This is a genomic window from Paenibacillus sp. GCM10027630 (genome assembly GCF_042676305.1).
Taxonomy (GTDB): Bacteria; Bacillota; Bacilli; order Paenibacillales; family NBRC-103111; genus Paenibacillus_S.
In genome coordinates this window covers 67,107-92,418 of the sequence record NZ_JBHTGY010000008.1, presented here as the reverse complement: position 1 = coordinate 92,418, position 25,312 = coordinate 67,107, and the positions used below count along the sequence as shown (strand labels likewise).

20 protein-coding genes are annotated in these 25,312 nt (G+C 44.9%); 12 read left to right on the top strand and 8 right to left on the bottom strand.

All coding sequences use genetic code 11. The features are described from left to right. Window positions 1–142: 142 nt before the first annotated feature. The gene (locus tag ACFQ0C_RS04360) at window positions 143–586 is read left to right on the top strand and encodes a GreA/GreB family elongation factor (RefSeq protein WP_379364324.1); all 444 of its coding nucleotides are present in this window, start codon (window positions 143–145) and stop codon (window positions 584–586) included. A 329-nt stretch (window positions 587–915) separates the two neighbouring features. On the opposite strand, the gene ACFQ0C_RS04355 is transcribed toward ACFQ0C_RS04360, so the two are convergent. Next, window positions 916–1,113: a hypothetical protein gene (locus ACFQ0C_RS04355; RefSeq protein ID WP_258214214.1), complete on the bottom strand. Its 198-nt coding sequence runs from the start codon at window positions 1,111–1,113 to the stop codon at window positions 916–918. Window positions 1,114–1,450: 337 nt separating this feature from the next. On the opposite strand from ACFQ0C_RS04355, the gene ACFQ0C_RS04350 reads away from it, so the two are divergent. The 6 genes from ACFQ0C_RS04350 to ACFQ0C_RS04325 all read left to right on the top strand — a co-directional run bounded on the left by ACFQ0C_RS04350 (window position 1,451) and on the right by ACFQ0C_RS04325 (window position 11,208). Continuing rightward, window positions 1,451–5,329 carry a cadherin-like beta sandwich domain-containing protein gene (locus tag ACFQ0C_RS04350; protein WP_379364322.1) on the top strand — a complete coding sequence of 1,293 codons (3,879 nt, stop codon included), beginning with the start codon at window positions 1,451–1,453 and terminating at the stop codon, window positions 5,327–5,329. A gap of 840 nt (window positions 5,330–6,169) precedes the next feature. Beyond that, window positions 6,170–8,563, top strand: coding sequence for a cadherin-like beta sandwich domain-containing protein (locus ACFQ0C_RS04345; protein WP_379364320.1), 2,394 nt, complete (start codon window positions 6,170–6,172; stop codon window positions 8,561–8,563). A 147-nt stretch (window positions 8,564–8,710) separates the two neighbouring features. Continuing rightward, window positions 8,711–9,124: a BlaI/MecI/CopY family transcriptional regulator gene (locus ACFQ0C_RS04340; RefSeq protein WP_258214223.1), complete on the top strand. Its 414-nt coding sequence runs from the start codon at window positions 8,711–8,713 to the stop codon at window positions 9,122–9,124. A gap of 84 nt (window positions 9,125–9,208) precedes the next feature. Further along, window positions 9,209–9,976, top strand: a complete 768-nt coding sequence (locus ACFQ0C_RS04335; protein WP_379364318.1) for a M56 family metallopeptidase — start codon at window positions 9,209–9,211, stop codon at window positions 9,974–9,976. A gap of 45 nt (window positions 9,977–10,021) precedes the next feature. Beyond that, window positions 10,022–10,729 carry a DsbA family protein gene (locus ACFQ0C_RS04330; RefSeq protein ID WP_258214225.1) on the top strand — a complete coding sequence of 236 codons (708 nt, stop codon included), beginning with the start codon at window positions 10,022–10,024 and terminating at the stop codon, window positions 10,727–10,729. Window positions 10,730–10,734: 5 nt separating this feature from the next. After that, the gene (locus ACFQ0C_RS04325) at window positions 10,735–11,208 is read left to right on the top strand and encodes a disulfide oxidoreductase (protein ID WP_379364315.1); all 474 of its coding nucleotides are present in this window, start codon (window positions 10,735–10,737) and stop codon (window positions 11,206–11,208) included. A gap of 566 nt (window positions 11,209–11,774) precedes the next feature. On the opposite strand, the gene ACFQ0C_RS04320 is transcribed toward ACFQ0C_RS04325, so the two are convergent. Continuing rightward, complete coding sequence (locus ACFQ0C_RS04320; RefSeq protein ID WP_379364313.1) at window positions 11,775–12,947, bottom strand: ROK family protein; 1,173 nt, start codon at window positions 12,945–12,947, stop codon at window positions 11,775–11,777. Window positions 12,948–13,186: 239 nt separating this feature from the next. On the opposite strand from ACFQ0C_RS04320, the gene xylA reads away from it, so the two are divergent. Further along, entirely contained in the window at window positions 13,187–14,503 is a 1,317-nt protein-coding gene (gene xylA, locus ACFQ0C_RS04315; RefSeq protein ID WP_379364311.1) for a xylose isomerase, read from the top strand. A 322-nt stretch (window positions 14,504–14,825) separates the two neighbouring features. On the opposite strand, the gene ACFQ0C_RS04310 is transcribed toward xylA, so the two are convergent. Next, entirely contained in the window at window positions 14,826–15,386 is a 561-nt protein-coding gene (locus tag ACFQ0C_RS04310; RefSeq protein WP_379364309.1) for a GNAT family N-acetyltransferase, read from the bottom strand. Between the two features lie 287 nt (window positions 15,387–15,673). Between ACFQ0C_RS04310 and ACFQ0C_RS04305 the strand changes: the two genes are divergently transcribed. Then, window positions 15,674–16,501 carry a TIM barrel protein gene (locus ACFQ0C_RS04305; protein WP_379364307.1) on the top strand — a complete coding sequence of 276 codons (828 nt, stop codon included), beginning with the start codon at window positions 15,674–15,676 and terminating at the stop codon, window positions 16,499–16,501. 229 nt (window positions 16,502–16,730) lie between these two features. On the opposite strand, the gene ACFQ0C_RS04300 is transcribed toward ACFQ0C_RS04305, so the two are convergent. The 5 genes from ACFQ0C_RS04300 to ACFQ0C_RS04280 all read right to left on the bottom strand — a co-directional run bounded on the left by ACFQ0C_RS04300 (window position 16,731) and on the right by ACFQ0C_RS04280 (window position 21,998). Beyond that, a complete protein-coding gene (locus ACFQ0C_RS04300) occupies window positions 16,731–17,510 on the bottom strand; it encodes an ABC transporter ATP-binding protein (protein ID WP_379364305.1) in 780 nt (259 codons plus the stop codon). A 30-nt stretch (window positions 17,511–17,540) separates the two neighbouring features. Continuing rightward, window positions 17,541–18,800, bottom strand: coding sequence for an MFS transporter (locus ACFQ0C_RS04295; RefSeq protein WP_379364303.1), 1,260 nt, complete (start codon window positions 18,798–18,800; stop codon window positions 17,541–17,543). Between the two features lie 194 nt (window positions 18,801–18,994). Next, entirely contained in the window at window positions 18,995–19,711 is a 717-nt protein-coding gene (locus ACFQ0C_RS04290; RefSeq protein WP_379364301.1) for a FadR/GntR family transcriptional regulator, read from the bottom strand. 174 nt (window positions 19,712–19,885) lie between these two features. Continuing rightward, window positions 19,886–20,818 carry a dihydrodipicolinate synthase family protein gene (locus ACFQ0C_RS04285; protein ID WP_379364299.1) on the bottom strand — a complete coding sequence of 311 codons (933 nt, stop codon included), beginning with the start codon at window positions 20,816–20,818 and terminating at the stop codon, window positions 19,886–19,888. A gap of 25 nt (window positions 20,819–20,843) precedes the next feature. Continuing rightward, entirely contained in the window at window positions 20,844–21,998 is a 1,155-nt protein-coding gene (locus ACFQ0C_RS04280; RefSeq protein WP_379364297.1) for a mandelate racemase/muconate lactonizing enzyme family protein, read from the bottom strand. 182 nt (window positions 21,999–22,180) lie between these two features. Here ACFQ0C_RS04280 and ACFQ0C_RS04275 point away from each other — a divergent pair, with 182 nt between their 5' ends. From ACFQ0C_RS04275 to ACFQ0C_RS04265, 3 genes are all read left to right on the top strand, one after another. Beyond that, complete coding sequence (locus ACFQ0C_RS04275) at window positions 22,181–22,990, top strand: IclR family transcriptional regulator (RefSeq protein WP_379364295.1); 810 nt, start codon at window positions 22,181–22,183, stop codon at window positions 22,988–22,990. Window positions 22,991–23,536: 546 nt separating this feature from the next. Beyond that, entirely contained in the window at window positions 23,537–24,475 is a 939-nt protein-coding gene (locus ACFQ0C_RS04270) for a carbohydrate ABC transporter permease (RefSeq protein ID WP_379364293.1), read from the top strand. Window position 24,476: 1 nt separating this feature from the next. After that, the gene (locus ACFQ0C_RS04265) at window positions 24,477–25,307 is read left to right on the top strand and encodes a carbohydrate ABC transporter permease (RefSeq protein ID WP_379364291.1); all 831 of its coding nucleotides are present in this window, start codon (window positions 24,477–24,479) and stop codon (window positions 25,305–25,307) included. Window positions 25,308–25,312: the final 5 nt, after the last annotated feature.

Genomic DNA, 25,312 nt, shown 5'->3' with positions numbered 1-25,312 from the left:
ATATACCCTGAATATTTGGTAAGATACCTATATGGCCCCCCTCATTGGGAGGCCTTTATTTCTATACAAGGAGGAGCATATATGAAAAAGCTTGCATTCTTCGTCACAATGGAGCAGCTTCGCATAGGGGGGGAAATCTACTATGAGCCATAGTCTTCTGTTGCAGGGATCACGGACGCAGCTGATTAATCAGCTTGTTTATTTTGATGAGCAGAAAAAAGATTTCCTGGATCAATATTTCCCTAATTCGGCTAAGGAAAGAAGTAAAATCGAGCTGTTGCTGTCCGTTTATTCCGCGGCACTTGAAAAAATACTTGGCGAATTTAACGAAGAAAGCCTGAATTCTACTGTGCTAATAGGCAGTCGAATGAAAATCAGTTATTTGGAAGACGGGTTCACAGATTCATATACGATCGTTTTCCCTCATCAGGCAGAGCCCAATAGCAACAAGATATCTTTCTTATCTCCTATCGGTTTGCAGCTGTTGATGGCCAAAATTAATGAAACTTATCAGCTTAAGATTTCTTCCGGGGAAATTGATGTAAAGCTTCAGGAAATTATGTACAACAATTGTGGGTATTTATAGCGCTAAGCCCTTCGTAAAAAGATATTTTCAATGAAAACAAACAAGCAACCTCCGCCATGAAGGCGAAGGCTGCTTGTTTGTTTTCATAGGCTTATTTAGGACGATTGTTCCGGCAAGCAGATTACTACGGTTTGTTGAATATTCCACTTTTTACGAGGACTATTTGACAAATCAGTAATAATTTCATGACGACCTCCATACAGGAATTTATTTCAAAAATATATAAACTATATAGCAAATCGAAGAAATCACAATTAGAAGAGAACCTGCAATAGAAATTGATTTGAAAAAGATCCTGTATCTTCTGTTTACTTCATTCTCCGTTACCATTACCCTTGTTTACTGATTGTCTTATAAGTAACTAAGATCGTGCTCCTTTGTGCATTCATACCTGATGCTGTTGGTTTGGTCATTGATCCGTAACAAATATTTATAACTTGCTCGTCCTGAAGCTCTGCTAAAAAAACATTAGCCTTTTTCTCGGCTAAAGACGTATCTGAATCCACAAATTCCTTGACTTGTATCATATTGAATTATCATCCTTTATGTTCTATTTTTTTGAAACTATCACTAATACTCGTATTTCTTCTTATTAGACCAGTATAAGCATCTGCCTCCTCATCTATAACTAACATTAAATGTAAAATGTATTTGTAAATACAGTAAGGCACCCCACGTAATTCGCGGAATGCCTTTACAACTTTCAACATAACATCAAGGGGAGCCGGTGTCAACCAAGGGATTCCCATTATATGAAAACCAAGCCAGAAAGAGAGATATTACACATAGACAACCGTTTATTTTAAAAATACAATAATTAGTAGAGTTAATATTTAATAGAGTTAGGATATCGGAGGGAAGAACTTGGAAGCCATACGGAATCGAAGGATTGTTATTTTGCTACCCGCAATGCTGCTTGTTATTTTAGGTGTTTGGTTATCGAATTCTTTTGTCGCGCAAGCTGTTGCATCACATATAACGAAAAAAATCGGCGCCAGCAGTAATTTTACAGTAGGACTGCGTGATGACGGAACAGTTTGGGCATGGGGGGTAAATGATAAGAGTCAGCTTGGCAACAATAAGTCAGCTCATAACAAGTATCCCGTACAGGTAGAGAACTTGCCAGAGATTAAAGATATTGCCGTTGGGGGTAACTTCACAGTTGCACTCGCAGAGAATGGACAAGTGTGGACTTGGGGTAAGTACAAGCTGTCGGATACATCAGGCAGTGTCATTACAAGTCCAACTATCGTAGAAGGCTTGTCTGATAAAAATATCATATCCATTGCTGCTGGAAGCAGCTTTGCCTTAGCGCTGACTGCTGAAGGTCAAGTGTACTCATGGGGTTATGATGATGCTAACGTCAATCATTATGAGCTAGGGCAAGGTTCACCAAGTGTTGCTGAAGCCATGATCCCGAAATTGGTTGTGGGAGATGCAGGGACGGTTATGACTGGCGTTACCCAAATTAAAGCAGGAATGGATCACGCTATTGCATTAAAGGATGGAAAGGTCTATTCCTGGGGTCAAAATACGAGCGATGCATTGGGCAGAGTGAATGCAACAAGTACGGCAATGGCTACCGAGATCCCAACACTCTCTAATGTTTCAATGATCGCGACGGGACCAGCTTCTTTCTATAGCTTTGCGGTTTCTGGAAGTAGCGTATATGCTTGGGGCGCTAATACAAATGGGCAGCTGGGAACTGGAGATCATGCATCAGAGAAGGCAAGTCCAACGGTAGTCCCGATTGCTGCAGGCCAAACCATTAAGGAGATTAGTACGGGCAGCACCCATACCCTTATGCTCCTCTCAGATGGCTCCGTATGGGGAGCCGGGAATGCAAGTTTCGGAAGACTGGGAAGGGACTATGAAGAACCTGTATACTCCTTCGAGAAGTTAATGTCTGTTTCAGCTATTAATAGTATCCAGGCAGGAAGCCAGAACTCCTTTGTGTATAAGGAGGATGGGACGGTATGGGGCTTTGGGAGTAACCAATATTACTATCAAGGATCTTATACAAGTGGGGTACTTGGCGTAGGGTTTGATCTGGAGTATACCAACGTACCTCTCAAAATGTACGAATTGGCCTACTTTGACACATCTCCTCAGCCCATAACGGATGTTCATATCACGGCAGATACAGAGAATCCGACCCGATTACATATCACATACAAATATCCTATTCATTCGGAGTTTAATGAGGTCGATTTTGACATTTATAAAATGGACGCTAATGGGGGAAGTATGATAGCCCACGGTGTGTCCCAAGGTCGGGATGATAACAGCAACAATTATCACGAAATTTCTTCCTACTATCTGACATCAGGTAAATACAAGGTTGATATTTATACTAAGAAGAAGTATTCCGAGCCTGACCAAGAGTCGATCCATCAGATTTACGACAATGGGGGAGCAGGCTATGTTATTGAGGATCTTTTTATCAGAGTGCCTCTCAAATATTGGAATTCGAATGAAGAAGTTTCGGGTGCTGCGGTCACTTTAGAGTCGAGAAACGATGGAGTATTTGTAATCCAGCCTACCTCTACGTCGAACGGTACTTATAGTTACAACGCACTGGAGCCAGGCCATTATTCATTGAGTATCTCTAAGGAAGGGTATTATGAATATTATGACGAGTTCATACTCTCTCACAGTAGAACGATACCTTTTACATTAATATCGATATCAGAGCCCAATTTTCTGGAATTTGTTGATGATAATGACGCACCGGGAAAAATCTCGGGAGTATTGGAATGGCAGTCTCCTAATGATCCCGATAACAACGATTATACCGATTTTCAAGTGTATTTTGAGAAGAGCAATGGGCAGATAGTAGGACAAGCCGTTGCAACAGTGGGAAGAAATGTATATGATTCCGACGGATACATCTATGCAGAGATTCAAGACCTTGATATTCCTTCAGATGCAGTGATACTCAGGGTATACAAATCTAAAGGAGGCTCCGCTCCTACTTATCTAAAGGCTACACCGGCATTCACCTACATTTGGGATCGGCCTACGGCAATGCCTAGAAATGCTTACATGATTGATAACAATCATGCTCTTGGAGTAGTGGATGGAATGATTTATTGGGACGGGGTGGCAGATGAAACGGGAATTAGCTCATACGTAATACTCCGAGAACAGGAGTGGATGGGTGGTTGGGAGGTAGTGGCCACTGTCCCAGCAGGTTCAACGACCTATACATTCCCTGTTAAAAAGGAATTAAATGAATGGGACTCACCTCCCATTTATCACATAGCTATTACAAAAGGCGATCAAATCTCGAATCTGAATACATCTGTAGCCTTCGTTGACAATATATCTGATCATGAAGGGCTAACAGCTGATATTCACGATGGAATTGCAAGTCCAGGCAATGTATCGTTTGCAGATACTGACCCTGCTGCTAATAAAATCGGCGGGGAGCTGCAATGGACTTACCCGAGTTATAAGGACCATTTTGAAGTCTATTTCTTGAGACAGAATGATAGTGTGGTTGAACCGTTGATGTCAGCTTATTACGATTATTACTATTCTGGCTCCACTGATAGCGACTTTCCGTATACGCTTAGAATTCCAGCTAACACTCCAATACCAGAGGGGGCGACTAAGCTTGGTGTCTACTTGAAGGATTATTTCGATAACGATAATGGTTATGAGGAAGGGCTTTCCAAGCCTGCAGTCATTAACATCTCGGATTTCATACATGTTCCAAGCAGCAATGCAAGTCTGGAATCTTTAACCACGGACCCGGTGGTAGCATTGACACCAGTTTTTTCAAGCTCAGTCCTAAACTATACGGCATCTGTATCGAGCAGTGTGTATAGTACAGTTATAACAGCCAAGGCTCAGAATGCTAATGCAATAGTGACTCTTAATGGAGTGACTGCACCTTTAACAGTAACAACTACCGTGTACCTGAACCAAGGTGAAAATAGGATTCCTGTTAAAGTTAAAGCGGAGAATGGTACTACAGAGCTTACTTATACGCTTATCATCAACAAAAGCGCCCCTGTGCTATCAAGCAATATACAGTTGGGAAGCTTGTCCTTAGGGGACGGCTATAGCTTGAGCCCAAGCTTTACGAAGGAGAATACCGACTATACAGTAATCGTCGAAAGATATACTGCGAGTATTAGCGTAACAGCTGCAGTTTACGATTCCCGTAGCAAGCTTTCCTTTAGCTCATCGGGCCTTGCTTCTCCGAAGCCATCCAGCGGCAGTGTAACCGAATCCGTCTATCTAAATACTGCAACCACTTCTATTAAGATTAAAGTAACTGCGGAAGATGGTTCTGAAGGCACTTATACACTAGATGTTCAAAAGCCCACCCTAACGATCAAAGATGGCATTGGGGTTGTGAAAGACAACAGGGTGGAGGGCATTACGAAGGGAACTACGGTAGGAAAATTACTTAGCAGCCTTACACTTCAAGCTGGGGTAACGGCAAAAGTGGTTAACAAAACTACCGACGCTGCCGTTAATGACCTTGCCACTGTGGATTCGAGTATGAAGCTCGTGCTAATGGTTGGGAGCCGCGTTGCTGCAGCTTACGAGCTCAAAACCTTGACTGATACTTTATACGAATTAATAGGAATCCCTTCAGGCACAAAGCTTCAGGTGAATCAACTTATACAATTGATTACATCGCCTAATAAGGTAGACTTTACGGGAGACGGCAAGTTCGATGTGGCGGATGTCCGCAAAATATTGCTGGAGATATCTCCATTAAAGTAGTGTCAGCGAAATTAATAACTGAGTTCAGAAGGGGCTGTCCCAAAAGTCATTTTGAGACAACCCCTCCACCATTGTATCCTGAATAGATGGTTGCAAAAGAGCCCTCAATTCCACTTGAAGGCTTTTTTGCATATTCTTGTGTAATAAGATGAGGTCGCTTTCCAGCACGTACTCATCGCGGGTATCGGATTCGTGGTTCGTGGTTCGGTTACGGCATTGCATGGCAGTCTGGCACTTCGTGCAATTATCAGGAAAATGTCAAGTTAGTTACTCCGAAAATAGCGTTCCAAGTCTTATAGCTGGAATTCCTCATGCTAATTCTACGTATTTTGGCTGATATCCACCATTTCCCCTCTATTAGAGTTAGTTTTTCCAGTTAGATTGATTTCAGGCGATATCCACGCTGGATTAGCGTTACAATTTCCATCTATTTCTTTCCTTCCGCAGCGGCCCCGACAAATTATGGTCTCCTCTAGATTGAAAGCAGCCGCCCCATCACTTAAGTAACATCCAAAAAGCGGCCGGACTCATTTTTCGATTTTCGAACCCCCACTCTGATGGGGATTTCCCTACAAAAAAGACGCTTCCATTTCCGCTTACATGGTGGTTTTGGAGGCGTCTTTGTACATAGTTTGGGACTGATTCATTCACTGATACTCTTCTGGGACAGCCTCTTTTTCTGTGTCGGGAAGTCCGGAGTTCATGACTATAGAACTAAAAATATGTTATACAGCTGAAAAGAGAAGAAAATAGTATAGACATCCTAACTATTAGTACTTAAAATAATTGATGTACTTAATGACCAGGCATGACGGAGAAGGTGCCGGATGGAGGATTGTTTTGAAAAGTTTATATATAAAAAAAATGATAGCTTTATGGATGGTTTTGCTGCTGTTTGTTTGTCATGCATTAGTGGCGAGTCCTTTTGCTGCTCAAGCAGCGTACATATCGAACTCAATAACCGTTAAGGTGATTTTGGATCCCAATGATACCACTTCAACTTACAATGCTTATTTGATGCATTATAACGGGGAGAGCTGGGACGCACCCATCTATCCTGTAAATGGCACCGCTGATGGTACCAAAGTGTTCAGCAATCTGGATTCAGGGCAGTATGAGCTGCATGTAGATACAACCAAAGTGCAGGATTCGCCGTATGAGTACTACCATTACTCTAAAAATCTGAGTGTAACGGATCGAGATTTGGCGTATACAGTTGAATTGATTTCTATGCAAAATTCTAGTTACGCTAACTTTTACGATAATAATTTCATTGCAGGGATAGTAGCCGGTACTCTCCAATGGGGCGCTCCTTCCATGGAGGATGATAGCTTTTCTTTTTATCAAGTGTATTTTGCCGATGATAGCGGCAACATCATAACGGATGTACCTCCGCTTGCAGTAAAGAGTAAATTGGAGATGACTGCAATAAATGGAGGCATGGGTTATCGGTATGAAGTTCCAGACACAGCTATCCCTGTCGGTGCTGAGCAGCTGCGCTTTTATAAGACAAGTTCTACGGACTCTGCCGATAAGAAGAAAACACCGGTATACATTACTTTAAGAGATAACCCTGGCGACTTTATGTTTAATGTGCAGCAGCTAGATTCCAATAAGGAGCCCGGATATATTCAAGGTACTATTACTTGGAATAAACTAGGGAATGAATCAAGGATCAGTCATTATGCAATTTATGAGCGTTACAACAATGCTTTTCGGCAAATTGGAATTGTTCATGCTTCTGGTGGACCGCGGTACTCCTTCGAGCTCCCCTATGAATATCAAGTAGGAGTATCTGCCCCGGATTTGTATATCGCAACCTTGGACTGGCATGGAGAGATTTCTAGTTACTATTCAATCCAAGTAACGGATGATACTTCCAACCGAACGAACTTTCCTTTAATAACAAATTCTGCAATAACCGCTCCCACTAAAGTGAATTTCTATGACTTTAACCCCGATCCGAATAAAATTAGCGGGTATCTGAGCTGGAATTATAATTCAAATGTTTATGACAATGCTTTTGCCATATATTTTATGGACGACAATAATCATGTGCTGCAATCTTATAAGAACACTTACTTTCATTACAAAGCAGACTCTTACGGAATTCAAATACCTGATAATACTGAATTGCCGGCTGGTACAAAATACATTGGAGTTTCCTCATTGACTGAGGGGGGAGTATCAGTTCCAGGTACGATCTCTCTCTATCTCATGAATGCCAAGCTGAGCGCATTATCCACGGATGCAGCCGTGCTTACTCCTGTATTTTCGAATTCCATTTATTCGTATTCTGCTACTGTAGCGAGCAATGTTTATGGCATGAATGTTACAGCCAAAGCTGAATCACCGGGCGCTACTGTTACTATAATGGGAGTGTCTGGGCTTTCCACAGTAACAGCCCATGTAAATCTGGTACCAGGGGTCAATAATATACCTGTATTGGTTACGGCTGAGGATGGCATTGCAAAAGGTATGTACTACCTCAGTATCACGAGAGTTACAGATCCGCTATCCGGTAATACTCAACTAGGCAGTTTGTCCCTAGGTGGTGGTTCCAGCTTAAGCCCGAGCTTCGCCAAAGATATAACAAGCTATACCACGACCGTTGACAGTAAGGCAACCAGCATCACCGTTAATGCAGCGGTATATGATACGCTAAGCCGCATCTCCATAACGTACCCAGGCATGAGCGCTGCTGCAACTACGGCTGCAGGTTCTGTAACAGAAAGCGTTTATTTAAACTCGCCAAGTACGGATGTTAATGTGACGGTCCTCGCACAGAATGGTGCTCAGAGCACATATAAAATAAATGTACTAAGGCCCGTGCTTCTTACCATAAAAGGCAGTATTGGCGCTGTGTACGGCAATAAAATAATAGGAGTCGCGAATGGGACAACAGTGGGAACCTTGCTTAGCCAGCTTTCGCTTCAATCTGGAGCAACGGCCAAGGTGGTCAATAAAACAACAGGGAATGCAGTTAATGATTTTGCGATATTGGACCCCAGCTTGAAGCTCGTGCTGAATTATGGAACGAAGGCTACGGTGGAGTATGAGATACAGCTCTTGAGGGACCTGCTGCAAGAATTAACAGGAATGAAAGCTGGAGACAAATTCCAGGTTCATCAACTTATACAATTTTTATCCTTTAAGAGAGACATAACAGGAGACGAGGTGTTTAACGCGGAGGACGTCCGCAAAGCATTGCTGGAGATATCACCGATACTGTAAGCTGTAGGCTCATACGCCTGAGACATAGCCAGAAAAGACCGTCGATTGACCTTGTAGGGAAATGGCGGTCTTTTTTGCGCTTAGCGACGGTAAAGCTTGACTTTTAAAGTTGTCATCACTACAATTTGTAGTGTGAGGTGTGGCCGAATGAAAATACATAATTTTAAGTACAACGAGAGTGGATTAAACCGTTTTTTCGGAACCCTGGAAGCGAAGATAATGGACATCCTCTGGGACGGCGAGGAAATGGTCATTAAAGACGTACAGCATAAGCTTGAAGAGGAGAAAGTCGTCAACTTTAACACTGTTATGACTGTTATGAACAGGCTGGTGGAGAAGCGTGTTTTGCAAAAACGCGCAGCGGGCAGGTCTTTTTTATACCGTCCGGTTCTGTCCAAGCCTGAATTTCTGGAGGCACAATCCAAAGAACTGACGCATGAGCTTATGGAGGAATTTGGCTCTCTAGTGGTGAATCATATGTTGGACGCGCTGGAAGTGGCCGATCCTATGCTCATGGATAAGCTGGAGCAAAAAATCAAGGAACTCAAGAAGGAAACCTAATCTATGTGGGAGAACCGGTCGAGGTTGATTTTTATCACATGTTCGTTGTTTTCGTGTGTGCTGTTACTGCAAATGAGCTTGTATATGGTTCATGTTATTATGGACTGGAGGATGGGTTACAACATCATTGAGCTTTGCCATACTCTACTGCAGGCATATGGGCTGAATTTTGCCGGTTATGCGCTTCAAGCCATCGTGTATCAAACCTTTTTCTTATTTGTTTTTACGATCATCCGACAAGCTTATCTGTCCATTAGGTTTGCAAGTAAGATCACCGCATGCCGCAACCAGCTGCTCTCCCGCGAAATGAATCGAAAGTACGGAACAGGCAAAGAGGAGATTTCGGTCATAAACAGCTCGACGCCTATCGCGTTGGCAACAGGCTTTTTTAAACGGCGTATTGTTCTTTCAACGGGCCTGCTGAAGCTGTTAAGCAAGAATGAGCTAAGGGCTGTCCTTTACCACGAATCGTTTCATGCCAGATCCTCAGATCCTTTGAAAACATTCATGCTGTCTCTTTTTGCCAAGGCATTGTGGTATATTCCGATTTTAAAATGGTTTCAGCGTAACTACAACATTGTGAGGGAAGTGCTGGCAGATCAGTACGCCATACATCGTATGGGAACCTCGGCAGAGCTCGGAAGCGCCTTGCTGAAGCTGTTGAGGGGAGGCATTCCCGCGCGGATGCCGGTATCGCATGTTTCCATCACAGATGCTTCGATTAACTATCGAATTCAGCAAATTCTGGAGCCTGAAAGAAAGCTTGAGCTAAAATGGCCAATGGCACCTCTTATGATTTCGATTCAGGTGGTTGCTCTGTTGAGCGTTATGTTTATGATCCTCATGCGTTAGTAAGTAGAATATTAAACTATACACATAGTAAAGGAAGAGAATCCGTTGAAAAAAAACAATACCAATAAGGCAAGCTATAAAGAACAACGCAAGCTGGAAGCGCAGAAGCAGCAAAGAACGACAAGAAGGCTTATTTGGATTACGGGTATTTTTATCGTTGCGATTATTGCAGCTGTTATTATCTTTCAACCGAAAGCAGCACCGGTCGAGATCGCTTATGACACCATGCCGAGCCTGGGGCAAGCAAATGCTCCTGTAAAAATTGTGGAGCTAGGGGATTACAAATGTCCATCCTGCCAATATTTCAGCCAGCAGTTCGAGCCACAGATTAAGAAAGACTATGTGGATAAGGGCTTAGCCTCATTTCATTTTATGAATTTTACCATTATCGGACCTGATTCGAATACAGCGGCGCTTGCTGGCCAGTCTGTTTTTCATCAAAATAATGATGCTTACTGGAAGTTTTACGATGCTCTGTATAAAAACCAAGGTGATGAGAAGGTTCAGTGGGCGACTCCTCAATTTCTGGTAGACTTGGCGAAGAAAGAAAATCTGCCGATTGATTATGACAAGCTCATGCTGGATATTACATCGAAAAAGTACCAAAATGAGGTCGACGCACACAATGCGTTTGCCCGTAAAAATCAAGTGAACAGTACACCGACCCTGTTTATTAATGGCAAAAAGTTCGATAATTCTATGGATTATAATGCGATTAAAGCAGCGATTGATAAAGCAGTAAAGGGTGAATAGCCAGGATGAGGATTATTCAAGCCGCTAAGCAATATGCTCTTTACCTGGCCTGGGTAGTGTCGCTTGTAGCTACGCTGGGAAGCTTGTATTTTAGTGAAATTTTGGGCTATGAGCCATGCAAGCTTTGCTGGCTTCAGCGCATATGCATGTATCCGCAGGCTATATTGCTGGGTATGGCGTGCTTCAAGAATGATCGCAGGATGGCGTCATATTTGTTTCCGCTGAGCATTATTGGAGGATGCATATCGCTCTACCACTATGCGGAGCAAAAAATTCCCGCCTTGGCCAAGCTGCTGCCATGCACAGTAGGGGTGCCGTGCAATGAGGATTACATCAATTGGCTCGGATTTATTACGATACCTTTTCTTGCTCTGATCGCATTCATTCTGATGGCTAGCTTCTTGTGGTTGCAGAAGCGTTCTCTTAAGGAAGAAGAAGACGAAGATCAGGACGAGGAGTATGTGCAGGTTCAGGAGTAGGTGTTGGAGCGTAGGTGCTATTGTGAGGTAAGAGAGAGTGCAAGTGCTGGTACACATGGCAAAGTGCATGTACGAGGCGAATGCGAGCTCAGGAGTAGGTAGGTACAGGTGCGGGAAGTTCAACGGAATAATAGGGGTATATTAGCATCATTAGAGTATTATCGGGAGATAAGTTAAACTACAGGGGGGAGTAAACCCCCGAAATGCAATTGTAGCCGTGAATCATATTCACGGCTATTTGCGTTGAGCAGCAAGTATATGTATCTTGCTTTATCTAGCGGAACTCAAAGTTCCTCTATTTAGTCCACTGGGTTAAAACCGAGAAGATAGCGGAAGCTGCAATTCCGTTATTTAGGGAAATAGGGGCTTCGCACACCAAAAATGGTAAGATAACGGAATGAATGCTTCCTCTATTTAACCGTATATAGGCTTATTTTGAAAATAGCGGAAGTATGATTTCCGCTATCTTTTCGAACCATGGATAAAGCAGCTGGGATTAAACAAGTTGGCGTTTTGTGGAACCCGATAAAGAACCACCGTGACGGGAGGCAAGCTTCTCTTCACTATTATTCAAGAATAACCTTTGTAGATGCGAAGAAACGGGAAATAGCGAATGAAGCCGCTCCGAGTAGGGTCGAACGGCCCTCCAGCTCAGAGAATGCAATGCTTAGCTGGGCTCGCGGGAACGGTAGGGAGCGCTTTTTCATTATGCTCAGAATCGGAGGGAGCAGCCACTCCTTGGCGGTAACGATACTGCCGCCAATAATGATCAGCTCCGGATTAAAGCAATTAATTACATTAACCAATCCAATCCCCAAATATCGTCCTGTTTGCTCAAAGCGCTCTATAGCCTTTTGATCCCCATTACCAGCACGTTGTGCTAATGCTTCCAAATTAATGGATGGATCATTCAATTGCTTTCGAGCATCATCTATCAGTGCTTGCTCTGATGCATACAACTCCCAGCAGCCGACATTACCGCAACGGCATGCTCGTCCATTTAATTCGATCGATAGATGTCCCATCTCTCCGGAGAAGCCGGAAACTCCTCGGTACAGCTCCTCCTTGATGATAACACCCGTTCCGATCCCACTGCTGATACTTACATAGATCAGGTGAGAAACATTTTTTCCAGACCCGAATTGCTTTTCTCCGACAGCCCCCGCATTAGCTTCATTGTCAATGACCACTGGAATTGCGAATTCCTGCTCAATCCGCTGCTGGAGCGGGACATCTTGCCAGCCCAGATTCGGGGCGAATAACACATTGCCCTGGTCATCGCTAATGCCCGGAATGCCGATTCCGATGCCTACAACACCGTACGGGCTATCCGGAGCGCGTCGAATCGTTTCGTGGATGCATGAAATCAGCGTGCCTATAACTGAATCGATGGATTCGTTTGCGTGAGCTGTTTTGTATTCCTCGATGATCTCGCCTTTCAAATCGGTGAGCACAGCCGATATCTGGCCGACTCCAAGATCGACGCCTACCGCATAGCCAGCCGCTTGATTAAATAAAAGCATCATCGGTTTGCGGCCTCCGCTAGATGCCCCGGTCCCGATTTCGTATACCATCTGGCTCTCGATCAGCTCGTTAACCAGCGTCGACACGGTGGCTTTGGTTAGTCCGGTTAATTCGGCTATTTTGGCCCTCGACACAGGGGCATTATCTTTTATATGTTCGAGCACTATTGATTTATTTATTTTTTTTACGAGATTCAAATCGCCTGTTTGTTTCATTATGTCCTCCAAATAATTAGCTGCGTAGGGATTTTCTTGATTTTCCAGTTTAGTTGGTAAAAGTCAGTTGGATAGTGAATCCGTTCATCTATCAGACTCCTCGATTGTAGCACGAAAACAAATAATGTTCATCAAACTAAGTTAGTTTAATCAATTTACAAACTTTATATTCGGTGATATGATAAGAATACAAACGTAAGATTATGAAAAATCCACTACTTCTTATTGGAGGGACTAATATGAGTTATTTTAATCAGCAATCGAAAATTCAGTACGAAGGCAAGCAATCGAGCAATCCGTTGGCGTTTAAATTTTACAATCCTGATCAAGTCATTCTTGGCAAAACGATGCGTGAGCATCTGCGCTTTGGCGTAGCTTACTGGCACTCCTTCTCGGCTAATGGTTCCGATCCGTTTGGTGCAGGTACATATGTACGCAGCTGGGATCAATACAGCGGTATGGATCTGGCGAAGGCGAGAGTAGACGCTTGCTTCGAGCTGTTAAATATTCTTGACGTCGATTATTTCTGCTTCCATGACCGTGACATTGCTCCGGAAGGCAACACATTGCAAGAAACAAACGAGAACTTGGATGTAATTGTTGGACTAATTGAGCAGCAAATGAAAGCAACTGGTAAAAAACTGCTGTGGAATACGGCAAACATGTTCACCAATCCTCGTTTTGTTCATGGCGCGGCAACTACAAGCAATGCAGACGTATACGCTTATGCTGCGGCTCAAGTGAAGAAAGCGTTGGAGCACGGCAAACGTCTTGGTTCTGAGAACTATGTGTTCTGGGGCGGCCGCGAAGGCTACGAATCCTTGCTGAACACAGATCTTGGTCTAGAGCTCGATAATTTGGCGAGATTCCTGCACATGGCTGTAGATTATGCCAAAGAAATCGGTTTTGATGCTCAATTCCTGATCGAACCGAAGCCGAAGGAGCCTTCCAAGCACCAGTATGATTTCGATGCGGCAACTGCTTTTTCATTCTTGCAAAAATACGATTTGCTGCCGTACTTCAAGCTTAATATCGAAGCTAACCATGCGACATTAGCCGGTCATACGTTTGAGCATGAGCTGCGTGTTTCTCGTATTAACGGAGTGCTTGGTTCCATTGATGCTAACCAAGGCGATGTACTGTTGGGATGGGACACAGATGAATTCCCGACGGACCTGTATTCGACAACACTTGCTATGTACGAAATCTTGTTGAACGAGGGCGGAATCGGCCGCGGGGGTGTCAACTTTGACGCCAAAGTACGTCGCTCATCCTTTGAGCCTGTCGATCTGATTCACTCCCATATTGCAGGGATGGATTCATTCGCGAGAGGGCTGCAAGTAGCAGCTAAGCTGATTGAGGATCGCGTTTTCGAAAATATTCTTGATGACCGTTATGCTTCATTCAAAACAGGTATTGGTGCGGATATCGTTGCAGGTAAAGCTAACTTCCACACTTTGGAAGCCTATGCGCTGCAAAACAAATCCATTGAATCCAAATCCGGTCGAATTGAGCTAATCAGATCTATCGTTAACCAATACATCATCAACGCATAAGCAGTAGCTCGTTTAAATAAGGACTACTCAAATGGTGCAGTTGAGACTTGAAATGTAAGACTGCAAGTAGGATAGTAAGTAGGATAGTAAGTAGGATAGTAAGTAGGACGGTATGTAAGACGATTTGTAAGATAGTATGTAAGATTAAGACAGGAAGCAAGACGGTATGGATGACAGCAAGTAAGGCAGTATGTAAAATAGCAATTAAGAAGCAAGATAGAAACAGCAAAGAAAGAAGCTGCCCTTTAGTCATTTGACCTCGGGCAGCTTCTTTTTTTGAATATATGCTGGAGCCATGTGACTTCATTGTTCATAGATAGCTTCAAACACTTTTTATCATATGATAGTAGGTTTTCTTGTTAATCTGCGTTTCTTTATCGGTAGCATAGCCCAGCTTTTTGTACAAAGAAACAGCTCGTTCGTTGTATTGCTCCACGTTAAGGGCGATTTTCGTATAACCTAGCTGGCGAGCATGCTGTTCTGCTGCTGTGATAAGCTCTGTACCGAATCCGCGGCCTCCCCATTCCGGCGATACGGCAAGAGCATCAATGTAATATTCATCCTCGTCCGCTTCCTTATCGATAGTTAGGTTCGGCTCGTTCTTGATGCGGCGCAGCTGCTCTATTATGGGCTTGTCAATCGTTTCGGCTTGCGAGCCGTGATAACACAGGATCATGCCGGCAGCCTGTCCGTTCATTTCTTTTATAAGATAGTTAGTATAGCTGAACCGGTTTCCCTTTTGCTCATAAAAGCTCGTCAACCGCTCTATTACCTCTTGTTCGGTCACCCCTCCGGTTAACTGATAACCGATGTCCTTAATAGCGTCAAACAATAATCGTACGGTTGCTGAAGCATCCGATAGTTGTGCGGGTCGTATAGTCATAGTTCCTCCGGTTAATTTCGTGATTTGTTGAAAATAGCTCTGATTCTCGGATTGTCAGGTAAGCAATAGATTATTGCTATTATAACATTAAAGCTAGGGGACAGCCCCTGGGGCTATTGCTCCTTATTCAACTTTGGGATATAGTGGGCGTAGATTAGTTTTCCCTTCTTCGGCCTCGATTAGACCAACGGATGCTTCAATAGATTTTGCAGATTCTGCAAGCGATTCCATTCCCAAATAATACTGAAAACAATCTAGCGTATCCTGACTGACGAAAGGAAGATTTTATGTATAAAATAAGCGCAACACAATGGATTTTTGGCAAGGAAGCTCTGAGCCGTACTTTGGAAAGGTTAAAAAAATACGGTTACGACGGCATCGAGCTGACAGGTGATCCTGAGCTTTTCTCCGATCCTAATGTCCCGGGATTGTTACAGGATTATGGACTTGAGTGCACCTCGATATGCGGGATTTACACCGCAGAAAGAAATTTGTCCTCGATGCGGGAAGAAGTACGTAATCAAGCGGTCCAATATGTACGGGATTGTGTGGATTTAGCAGTTCGGGTGGGGGCAAGCTGTGTAATTGTCGTTCCATCCCCAGTTGGATTATTGTCTCCGGATGGAGAGGCAGGGGAAGCATGGGAGGCGGCAGTACGGAGTCTCAAGGAGTGCGGCCTATACGCCGAGAGTAAGGGGATATGGCTTGCATTAGAGGCTTTGAACCGTTATGAGACCCATTTGGTAAACCGATTGGAGGCTGGCTTGGAGCTTATCAAGCAAACGGGGTCATCCAACGTCAAGCTTATGGCTGATGTGTTCCATATGAACCTAGAGGAACGGGATATTTGTAGGACGCTTCGCGCTATCGCCCCTGAATTAGTCCACGTTCATCTTGCAGAGAATACCAGGGAAGCACCAGGCGTAGGCAGTATGGATTTCCAAGCAATCCTTGCAACCTTACGTGAAATCGGCTACTCGGGGGCGCTTACTATGGAATTCATGCCGCCGGCATCCAACCCTTATGCAGTTGCACAGCAGCGGCAGGAGCATACGGATCAGCTTGATTCTTTCGCGGAGCAAGCTATTGACCATATTAAAAGTATTTTAGGTTAGAGCTGACCAATTGGCTATGAAAGCATTCTGTTATTATTTTTAATAATATAATTTTTTAAATCGTTTTGATTTGGAAGCAATTCCAGACAATATCAGCCCGCCTGTTATCCCTATAGTACAAGACCTACTAACAAAGATACATCGATAGCAAACCGTATCTCGACAATAGAACAACCCGCCACTATAACTTGCTGGCGGGTCGTTGTTTATCCAAAATAATACCTACTAACTAGTGCACAGACAACCATGCCCTCTCGTTACGCCACTGCACATCAACCTGCGTCTCAAAGAAATCCGACAAGCAGGAGCTCTCCAGAATATCCTCCGTCTTTCCGCTTCTGAACGCTTCGCCACGCCTAATGAGCAGTGTATGGGAGAAAATCGGCAATATTTCCTCTGTATGATGCGTTACATATAAAATATTCGGTGCATCAGGCTGCGCAGCTAATTCATCAATACTGGCAAGGAGCATCTCCTTGGAAAGAAAATCAAGGCCATTGCAGGGCTCATCCAAAATGAGCAGCTGCGGCGAAGCCATAAGTGCGCGAGCGATGAGCAGCTTTTGCTTTTCTCCCTGCGAGCAGGTTTGATAGGTGCGGTCAACCAAGTGGCTGCAGCCCAGCTGATTCATCAATTGCAGCGCACGTTCGTGGTCCTCAGAGGTTGCCACATCATAGAGGCCAATGGTCGCGAATTTGCCGCTAAGCACCACCGTTTGCGTCCGGTCACTGCCGTACAGCTTCTCCTGAAGGGAGGTGCTGACCCAGCCGATGGACTTGCGCAGCTCCCGCAAATCGAAGGTGCCGAACAGATGCCCCAGCACACTGACCTCACCGTTGGTAGGCCAGATGTAGCCGTTGATCATATTAAGCAGGGTGGTTTTTCCCGATCCGTTCAGACCAAGAATAGCCCAATGCTCCCCTTTATTGACATGCCAATTGACTTGGTGAAGCAGAGTTTTATGCTCTCTTTTCCATGATACATTGTTCATTTCAATTACTTTTTCCACGATGCTCCGCCTCCTGAATTATAGCGAATTTTAACGAGCAGAAGTTTCTGCGCCTTGAGCTGGTATGGGTGCTAGCTTCAGCTTGGAATCTGAGGGAAGGAATGCAGCCAGCAGACCAAGCAGCGGTAAAAAGGCGCACAGCTGAATAACGAACGTGATGCTCGTGGCATCCGCAAGCGTGCCCATCGCGGCCGAGCCAACACCGCCAAGACCAAAGGATAAGCCAAAAAATAATCCCGAAACCGTCCCAACCTTACCTGGGAGCAGCTCCTGAGCGTACACGACAATTACTGAAGAGCTGGATAAAATAATGAGACCAATCAACACGCACAAAACAACCGACCAGAACAGGTTAGCAAAAGGCAGCAGCATGGAGAACGGCGCAGCGCCGAGTATTGAGAACCAGATCATATTTCTTCTTCCGAACCTATCGGCAAGAGGGCCTCCAAAAAAGGTTCCTACAACACCTGCGGCAAGCAAAGCGAAAATAATGAGTTGGGCACGGTCGACAGGCATGTTAAAATTCTGGATTAAAAAGAAGGAGTAAAAACCGGTCATAGCCGACAAATAAAAGAATTTGGAAAATAAGAGCATAATGAGAACGAATAACGCGAGCAGCAAAGTAGCTTTTGACAGCTGGGATGTGGAGCGTCTTGCCGTTTGTGTGGCTTTCGTGCGCTGTGACAAATGATTTTTGTACCACTTGGCTACATAGATTTGAACCACAATAGCGACTCCTGCTGCAACAGTAAACCAAATGATTCCAAACTGACCTAACGGTACGAAGATAAGAGCTGTAAATATAGGCGCGAGCGCCTGCCCGATATTCCCACCCACCTGAAAAATCGATTGAGCCAAGCCTCTTCTAGGGCCAGCTGCTAAATACGCAACTCGCGATGCCTCCGGATGAAGAACGGACGAGCCTATTCCTAATAACACTACCGCTATAAGAATCTGTGGAAACGATGAGGCAAAAGCAAGGAGTACAACTCCAACCAGCGAAAAGCCAACTCCGATCGGGAGAATGTAAGGCTTGGGCCGGGCGTCGGTATATAATCCGATCAATGGCTGCAGGAAGGAGGCCGTAATATTAAGGGTAAAAGCAATCCAACCGATCTGCGCATACGAAAGCTTCAAGGCATCATGTAAAATCGGGAACATCGCAGGAACTATAGACTGGATCGAGTCATTCAATAGATGAACCAGACTGATTGCAAAGATGATGGAAAAAACGGTCGTTTGCGGACTGCTGATGCTGGTACTGTTACCGCTGCTTGCTGAAATACTCATGGGATCACCTCATAAAATGTATATATAAATTTGTGTAAAAACTTTTTGGAACATCCTATCATCTGACGTTTGAAATTATGCTAGGCCACAGATAAAGATACCTCTATTCTAAAGAAGCTGATCGTCTGCGTAGACCGTTGCTTAAACAGCTCAAAGCCTTGGGAATGACATTCGATTACAGATAATTGTTAGGGTCAGTTATCATCGGCAGCGTTTAAAGATTTTTTCATGCTGCTTACAGTCTCCTCCAAATTTTGAAGGGTCCAATGAACCGCTGCTGCTGCATCCTTCTTTTTAATGGCATCATACAAATTTTCATGGTACAGATCGTGGGAGTCGTGCACCGTGCTTACCTGAACGAGTTTATCGAGCGCTTCGCGGAGCACAGTAGAGAAGGTTCGATAAAGATCAATAACAATCGAATTTTTACTGGCAGCAGCCACGGCAATATGGAATGAAATGTCCGCATTCAAATAATCATTATTGGGGCCGATCTTTAGCGCTTGAGCACGCTGATCCAAAAACTGTCGCATTTGGGCAAGATCGTCGTCGTCCCGGCGCTCGGCGGCCAGCTTGGCGATTTCCAGCTCCAGCATACGTCTGACCTCATACACCTCCAAAATTTCGGCGCGGCGCAGACGGTGATCCAAGGGCTCTTGAATAGTCAGATTGGTACTCAAATAAGTGCCGAAGCCCTGCTTCTTCTCTAGCAGACCTGCGTGCACCAATACCCGAACCGCTTCACGTACAGTTGAACGTCCGACTCCGAATTGCTCCATTAGCTCCGGCTCCGTTGGTATTTTTTGACCCGGAGGGATGTCGCCGCTCGATATTTTCTTTTGCAATTGCAGCACGACTTCATCAACAAGCTTTCGCCGGCTTACATTTTGAAATGAAACCTTAGCATTCATCTGATCATCTCCTGTATATTAGGCATTACTATAACATAATAAATACACGGAAATCTAGATTTTTTTTTATTTGTAAAGAACCTCTGCAGCAGCATAATAAATGCTTCCGCAGAGGTTAGGAGAAGGAAAGTATAGGTTGTTTAGCTGGACTGCCAGAGGCTGCCTGCATTTGTTCTATCTTGCAGCTTTAAGCTCATTCCAACGCAGCGCCAGCAGGTCAAGGTCCTTGAGTGTATCCAACGCTTCATGACGGGTCCGTTCGTCGATAGGTGCGTTCGGATTACGGACATAAGCCGATTCTATAACGCCGCCCGCCTTCAATATTTCCTTGTGTACAGCCATGGCAGAGCCCGGAAGCGTACCTATTCTCAGGAAAGGAAGGTATTGATAAAAGGTTCTGCGTGCCGTATCCAAATCGCCGGCTTTGAAGGCTTGGTAGATGCTCACGCACACCTCAGGAAATTCGCAAGCCGGCATCGTTCCTACAGCTCCGCGACCCAGCTCCTCATAAAAGTACATAGCGTTCATTCCGCCGAATACGGTTAAACGACCCTCCGATTGCTCCAGTACTTCAGTTACTTTGAAGGTTGTCGGCGGAGCTTCTACCTTAACGTAGGCGATGTTTTCGAATTCCTTGGACAGCCGTGCGAGCATAGCCGCCGGCATATTGACACCGCTCGCGAGAGGAGCGTCCTGAATCATGATCGGGATGGTGACGGCCTTGGCCACCGCGGCAAAATAATCGTACAGCCGCTTGCCATCCGGCTTAGCCATATAGGGCGGGAGCACCATAAGCGCATCCGCCCCTGACTTCTCCGCGCGTTTGCTTAGCTGAACCGCGGCTTCCAGCCCTGTATGGCCGCTGCCGAACACGAGTGGCACCTGCCCTTTCACTTCATCGACTACGATCTCAGCGATTCTCGCCTTTTCATCGTCCAAAAGGGTATACATTTCACTAGCCATCCCAAATAAGGCGATTCCATCCACCTTGGCGTGAAGCTGGAAGCGGACAAGCTCGCGCAGACTGTTTTCATCCACGTCCCCTTGCTCTGTAAACGGTGTAGCTAAGATTGGATAAACACCCTCTAAGGTCACTTGCTTGGTCATTATAAAATCTCCTCCATCAGCAGAATTATATAAGTGCTCTTAATTGTTTTTCATCAATGTCCACTCCGAGACCCGGGCCTTCTGGGAGCATATAATGCCCCTGCTCACAGACAATGGGATGGATCAGGAGCGAGTTGGCTATACTCATGACAGTTGGTTGATATTCCAATATATACAGGTTAGGAATGGCAGCGCTAAGATGCAGCGTTGCGGCAATGCAGATGCCTTGACCGACACTAAGATGGGGGGCAATAGGGATGTTGAAGGCTTCCGCCATATTGGCGATCTTCTTCGCTTCGGTAATGCCGGTACGTCCGATATCCGGCTGATAAATATCCGCTGCCCGTTTCAGCAGGCGATCTTTAAACTGGTAGCGGGTGCGTTTGGCTTCACCTATGGCAACAGCCATATCAAGCGCACGCGAAACTTCCGCAGTGCCTTCAATATCCTCCGGTGCAGTAGGCGCTTCCAGAAAGTCGATATCGAGCTTTTCCAGCTTGCGGCCGAGCTGGATCGCTTCGGATACCGAGTACTGCCAATGAGCGTCGACCATAAGGCGGAAGCGGGGACCTAGCGCTTCACGCATATAAGCGGCGATCTCGGCATCCTCATGCACCCCGAATCCGAGATGCAGCTTGATCGCAGTGAAGCCCTTCGCTTTCCATTCCAGCGCCAGCTCGATGCGGTCTTCTCTTGTAGTTTTGGGAATACCGGATACATAGGCAGGAATTTTCCGACGGTATGCACCGCCCAACAGCTGATAGACCGGAAGCCCAACAGACTTGCCTAATATATCCCACAACGCGACATCGACTGCGGTAATAGCATCTACCATAAAGCCTGTGAAGTAGCCGCGTTCCCGCATAGAATCATACAAGCAGCTCCAAATGACGTCGATATCCCTTGCATCCCTTCCGATTAGTAGCGAAGTAAACAGCCGTTCGATAATGGCACCGGTAATTTCGGGACCTACGGGAGCGAGTGCTTCACCCCAGCCGTAAACTCCGCTTTCCGTAGTGATCTTCACGAGCAGTGTTTCCAGATTGCGGGAGTAGACGGAGCGATACTCGGGACGAATATAGTAATCGCTTTCAATAGACATTGCTGCGGAGCTGCTTCCTAAGTAGACGGGACCGTTCTTAACCTTTAACGGAAACACCTCGACGCTTTTAATATTCATTGACTCACCACTTTTCTGATTAAATTTGAATATAAATTTCATAATATGCAAGTAGATTGTATAATATGAGAATATATATTTCAATATTAATATTTAATTCATTATATTGAATACGGCTTTTATTGATAATACAATGGACACACATAGAAAAGCTGTTGTTTAGACACGAGAGGGTGGACGTATTGAAAAAAGAGGAAGAAAAAGAGCAGGGGCAAACGGCAACTATGCTGACGCAAAGCGTGACGAGGGCGTTGGCGATATTATCATGCTTCTCCGATGAGCAGCCAGAGCTAAGAGGAATTGATTTTGCCAAGAAGCTGAATTTAACCCAGAGCAACGTATCGAGATTGCTTACTACAATGGTTACACTGGGGTATGTGGAGAAGGATGAGATAACCGGCTTTTACCGCTTGGGAACGGCGATCATATCGCTCGGAGGCATTGCGCTTAACCACTATGAAATCCGCAAACAAGCATTGCCCGAGCTGCATGACCTGGAAAAAAGACTTGGCCTGGGTGCTAATCTGGCTATTTTGAACGGATGCCATATGTTTTATTTGGCTCATGTCGACAGTCATAAATCTCCACGAATGTATACGCTGATTGGCCGCAAAAATCCGCTGCACTGCACGGGAATCGGCAAGGTGCTGCTCGCTTATCAGGATAGTGAGAAGGTGACGGCGCTGCTAGATGAAGCAGGAATGGAAGGGTATACGGACAAAACAATAGTCCTTCAAGAACAATTAGAGCAACAGCTGGAGCTGGTTCGCAAGAGAGGTTACGCTACTGAGAATGAGGAGCTGGCCCTCGGAAGAGCTTGTATAGCTGCACCTGTAAAGGGCCGTAGCGGGAAGGTTATAGGAGGCGTCAGTCTCTCAGGTCCATTATCCGAGATTAACCTTCCGCATAGGGAAAGTGAGCTGGCTTCCATTCTGATTGAGGCGACGGATCGGATTTCAATGAAGATGGGGTATATAACAGCTAGCTATTAATAGCCAATTGCTCGGATTAGGAGGTTGAGTTCGGACACAGCCCGATTTATGGTACGGTTCCGAAACCCGTTTTGGTTGGGATTTTGCCGGATAATCCGCCTTGTGTGATTGCCCCTAGGAGGTTAGAGTAGAAAGGAAAAAAAGGTCCAAATCAATGGACGCCTCATTCTATAGTTCAGCTAAAAAGCAGCTTTATTTGCTCTGCTAAAGGGTTGAGAACAACATTGCGTGACCCAGTGATTAACAAACAATCACTGGGTCTATTTATTTAAAAGAGAAAGATAATGTTCGTAACTGTAAAACTTGAATAAATCTGGATATAAGTCTTTATCGCATCCAAACTTCTTGGCTATGCAAAATTTCATATGTTACTGTTCTCTGGGTCATGAAGAAATAATGGGTCCATAAGTGATGATCTGAGCCATAATGCATCTAAGTTGTTTATGTCTATTGATGATATTTTTTAACAATTTGATGCGTTTTTTACATTCATCTGAATTACATTATCTAATACAATAAAGCCATGAAAAGGAGTGAATGTACAAAATGATGAAGGCAAGAGCTTTTCCGGCATCCGAAATACCTAAGCGGGCTGTTCGAGGAAGGGCGAGGATTCACTGGATGCCCTATCTGTTTATTGCACCCACGGTGTTGCTGATCGTTTCGTTTTTGTTTTACCCGATGCTTAACGTATTTTATTTCAGTTTACAAAATTACAATCCGAGCAAGCCTTATTATAATAGCTTCGCTGGCTTGGACAACTTTGTAAAGATTTTCACTGATGACGCACTTTTCGGCCAAAGCTTATGGATTTCCACCAAATGGGTGGCCGTTGAAGTCGTACTCCAACTCATCTTCGGATTGCTGATTGCGCTGGTGCTGAATCAATCGTTCCGGCTTCGCGCCTTCTTCCGGACGGCTGCGATTATCCCTTGGGCCATATCCGGGGTTATTACGGCTACAATGTGGTCTTTCCTATATAGTGAGCACAACGGAATGATTAACGACGTCCTGGCGCGAATGAATCTGATTCACAGTCCAATCGCTTGGCTCGGAGACACCGCGTGGGTGTTTTTCTCCATCGTTCTGGCTGAGCTATGGAGGGGCATACCATTCTTTACCATTACGATGCTCGCAGCACTACAGACTATTCCGAATGAGCTGTACGAGTCATGTACGGTAGACGGAGGGGGACGCTGGAGAGCGTTTACCAACATTACGCTACCCTTCCTGAAAAACTCGATTATTTTATCAACGCTGCTGCGGGCCGTATGGGAATTCAATAATGTGGACCTCATCTTCACGATGACGAACGGCGGACCTGCCAATCATACAATGACAATGACGATGTACGTGGCCAATCAAGCCATTGTGGCACAAAATTTTGGATACGGTTCTGCACTGACCGTGATGGGCTTTCTTATTCTGATGGTTTTTGCCATAAGTTACTTAAAGCTTAGCGGATTCGGAAAGGAGGAGAAGTAGGATGCTTAAACGGTTGGATCGCATGGTTACTCTGTATGTACCGCTATTTGCAGCCATGCTGTTTACGCTGCTTCCCTTTTATTGGACGATAGTGACTTCCTTCAAACGGGAGGCCGATGTCATCAAGCGACCCATCTTATATTGGCCGCAACCGTTTACGCTGGAGAATTACGGTATTTCATGGGACGCAGTAGGATTTTCGAAATTTTTTAAAAACAGCCTGTTCGTTTCGCTATCTACCGTAGTTATTGTGCTTATTCTTTCCGTGCTCGCGGGCTATGCGATAAGCCGATTCAAGTTCTATGGCAAACGCGCGTTTCTTCTTATGCTGCTATGCACGCAATTTATACCAGGTGCCATGCTGCTTATACCGCTGTTCCTTATTTTCAAAACGCTCGGCATGACGAGCAACCCGTTCAGCTTGATCATCACCTACAGCGTGTTTCAGCTTCCCTTCAACGCCATTCTGATGAGCGGATTTATTACGAATATTCCTGAGCAGCTGGAGGAAGCGGCTATGGTGGACGGCTGCAGCCGATTGAAGGCGGTGTTTTTGGTGATCTTCCCGATTTTGCTCCCGGGAATTGTCGCTACTACAGTATTTACTTTTATCGGGGCATGGAACGAATTTTTGTTCGGATTAATGCTCATTAACAAGCCGCAGTTCTTCACGCTGCCTATCGGTTTGCGTTATATGCAGGGCGAGTTCAACATGGCATACGGCGCACTTGCGGCAGGCAGTGTCATTTCACTGCTCCCTGTGGTCGTTCTGTTCGCTTTTGTTCAGAAGTACATGGTACAGGGAATGGCGGCAGGCGCGGTCAAAGGTTGATTTTT

Coding starts and splice junctions, on each gene's coding strand:
- xylA (WP_379364311.1), top strand. CDS start 13,187: ATGAGTTATTTTAATCAGCAATCGAAAATTCAGTACGAAGGCAAGCAA.
- ACFQ0C_RS04295 (WP_379364303.1), bottom strand. CDS start 18,800: ATGAGTATTTCAGCAAGCAGCGGTAACAGTACCAGCATCAGCAGTCCG.
- ACFQ0C_RS04310 (WP_379364309.1), bottom strand. CDS start 15,386: ATGACTATACGACCCGCACAACTATCGGATGCTTCAGCAACCGTACGA.
- ACFQ0C_RS04280 (WP_379364297.1), bottom strand. CDS start 21,998: ATGAATATTAAAAGCGTCGAGGTGTTTCCGTTAAAGGTTAAGAACGGT.
- ACFQ0C_RS04360 (WP_379364324.1), top strand. CDS start 143: ATGAGCCATAGTCTTCTGTTGCAGGGATCACGGACGCAGCTGATTAAT.
- ACFQ0C_RS04290 (WP_379364301.1), bottom strand. CDS start 19,711: ATGAATGCTAAGGTTTCATTTCAAAATGTAAGCCGGCGAAAGCTTGTT.
- ACFQ0C_RS04355 (WP_258214214.1), bottom strand. CDS start 1,113: ATGATACAAGTCAAGGAATTTGTGGATTCAGATACGTCTTTAGCCGAG.
- ACFQ0C_RS04270 (WP_379364293.1), top strand. CDS start 23,537: ATGATGAAGGCAAGAGCTTTTCCGGCATCCGAAATACCTAAGCGGGCT.
- ACFQ0C_RS04325 (WP_379364315.1), top strand. CDS start 10,735: ATGAGGATTATTCAAGCCGCTAAGCAATATGCTCTTTACCTGGCCTGG.
- ACFQ0C_RS04305 (WP_379364307.1), top strand. CDS start 15,674: ATGTATAAAATAAGCGCAACACAATGGATTTTTGGCAAGGAAGCTCTG.
- ACFQ0C_RS04340 (WP_258214223.1), top strand. CDS start 8,711: ATGAAAATACATAATTTTAAGTACAACGAGAGTGGATTAAACCGTTTT.
- ACFQ0C_RS04265 (WP_379364291.1), top strand. CDS start 24,477: ATGCTTAAACGGTTGGATCGCATGGTTACTCTGTATGTACCGCTATTT.
- ACFQ0C_RS04320 (WP_379364313.1), bottom strand. CDS start 12,947: ATGAAACAAACAGGCGATTTGAATCTCGTAAAAAAAATAAATAAATCA.
- ACFQ0C_RS04285 (WP_379364299.1), bottom strand. CDS start 20,818: ATGACCAAGCAAGTGACCTTAGAGGGTGTTTATCCAATCTTAGCTACA.
- ACFQ0C_RS04335 (WP_379364318.1), top strand. CDS start 9,209: ATGGTTCATGTTATTATGGACTGGAGGATGGGTTACAACATCATTGAG.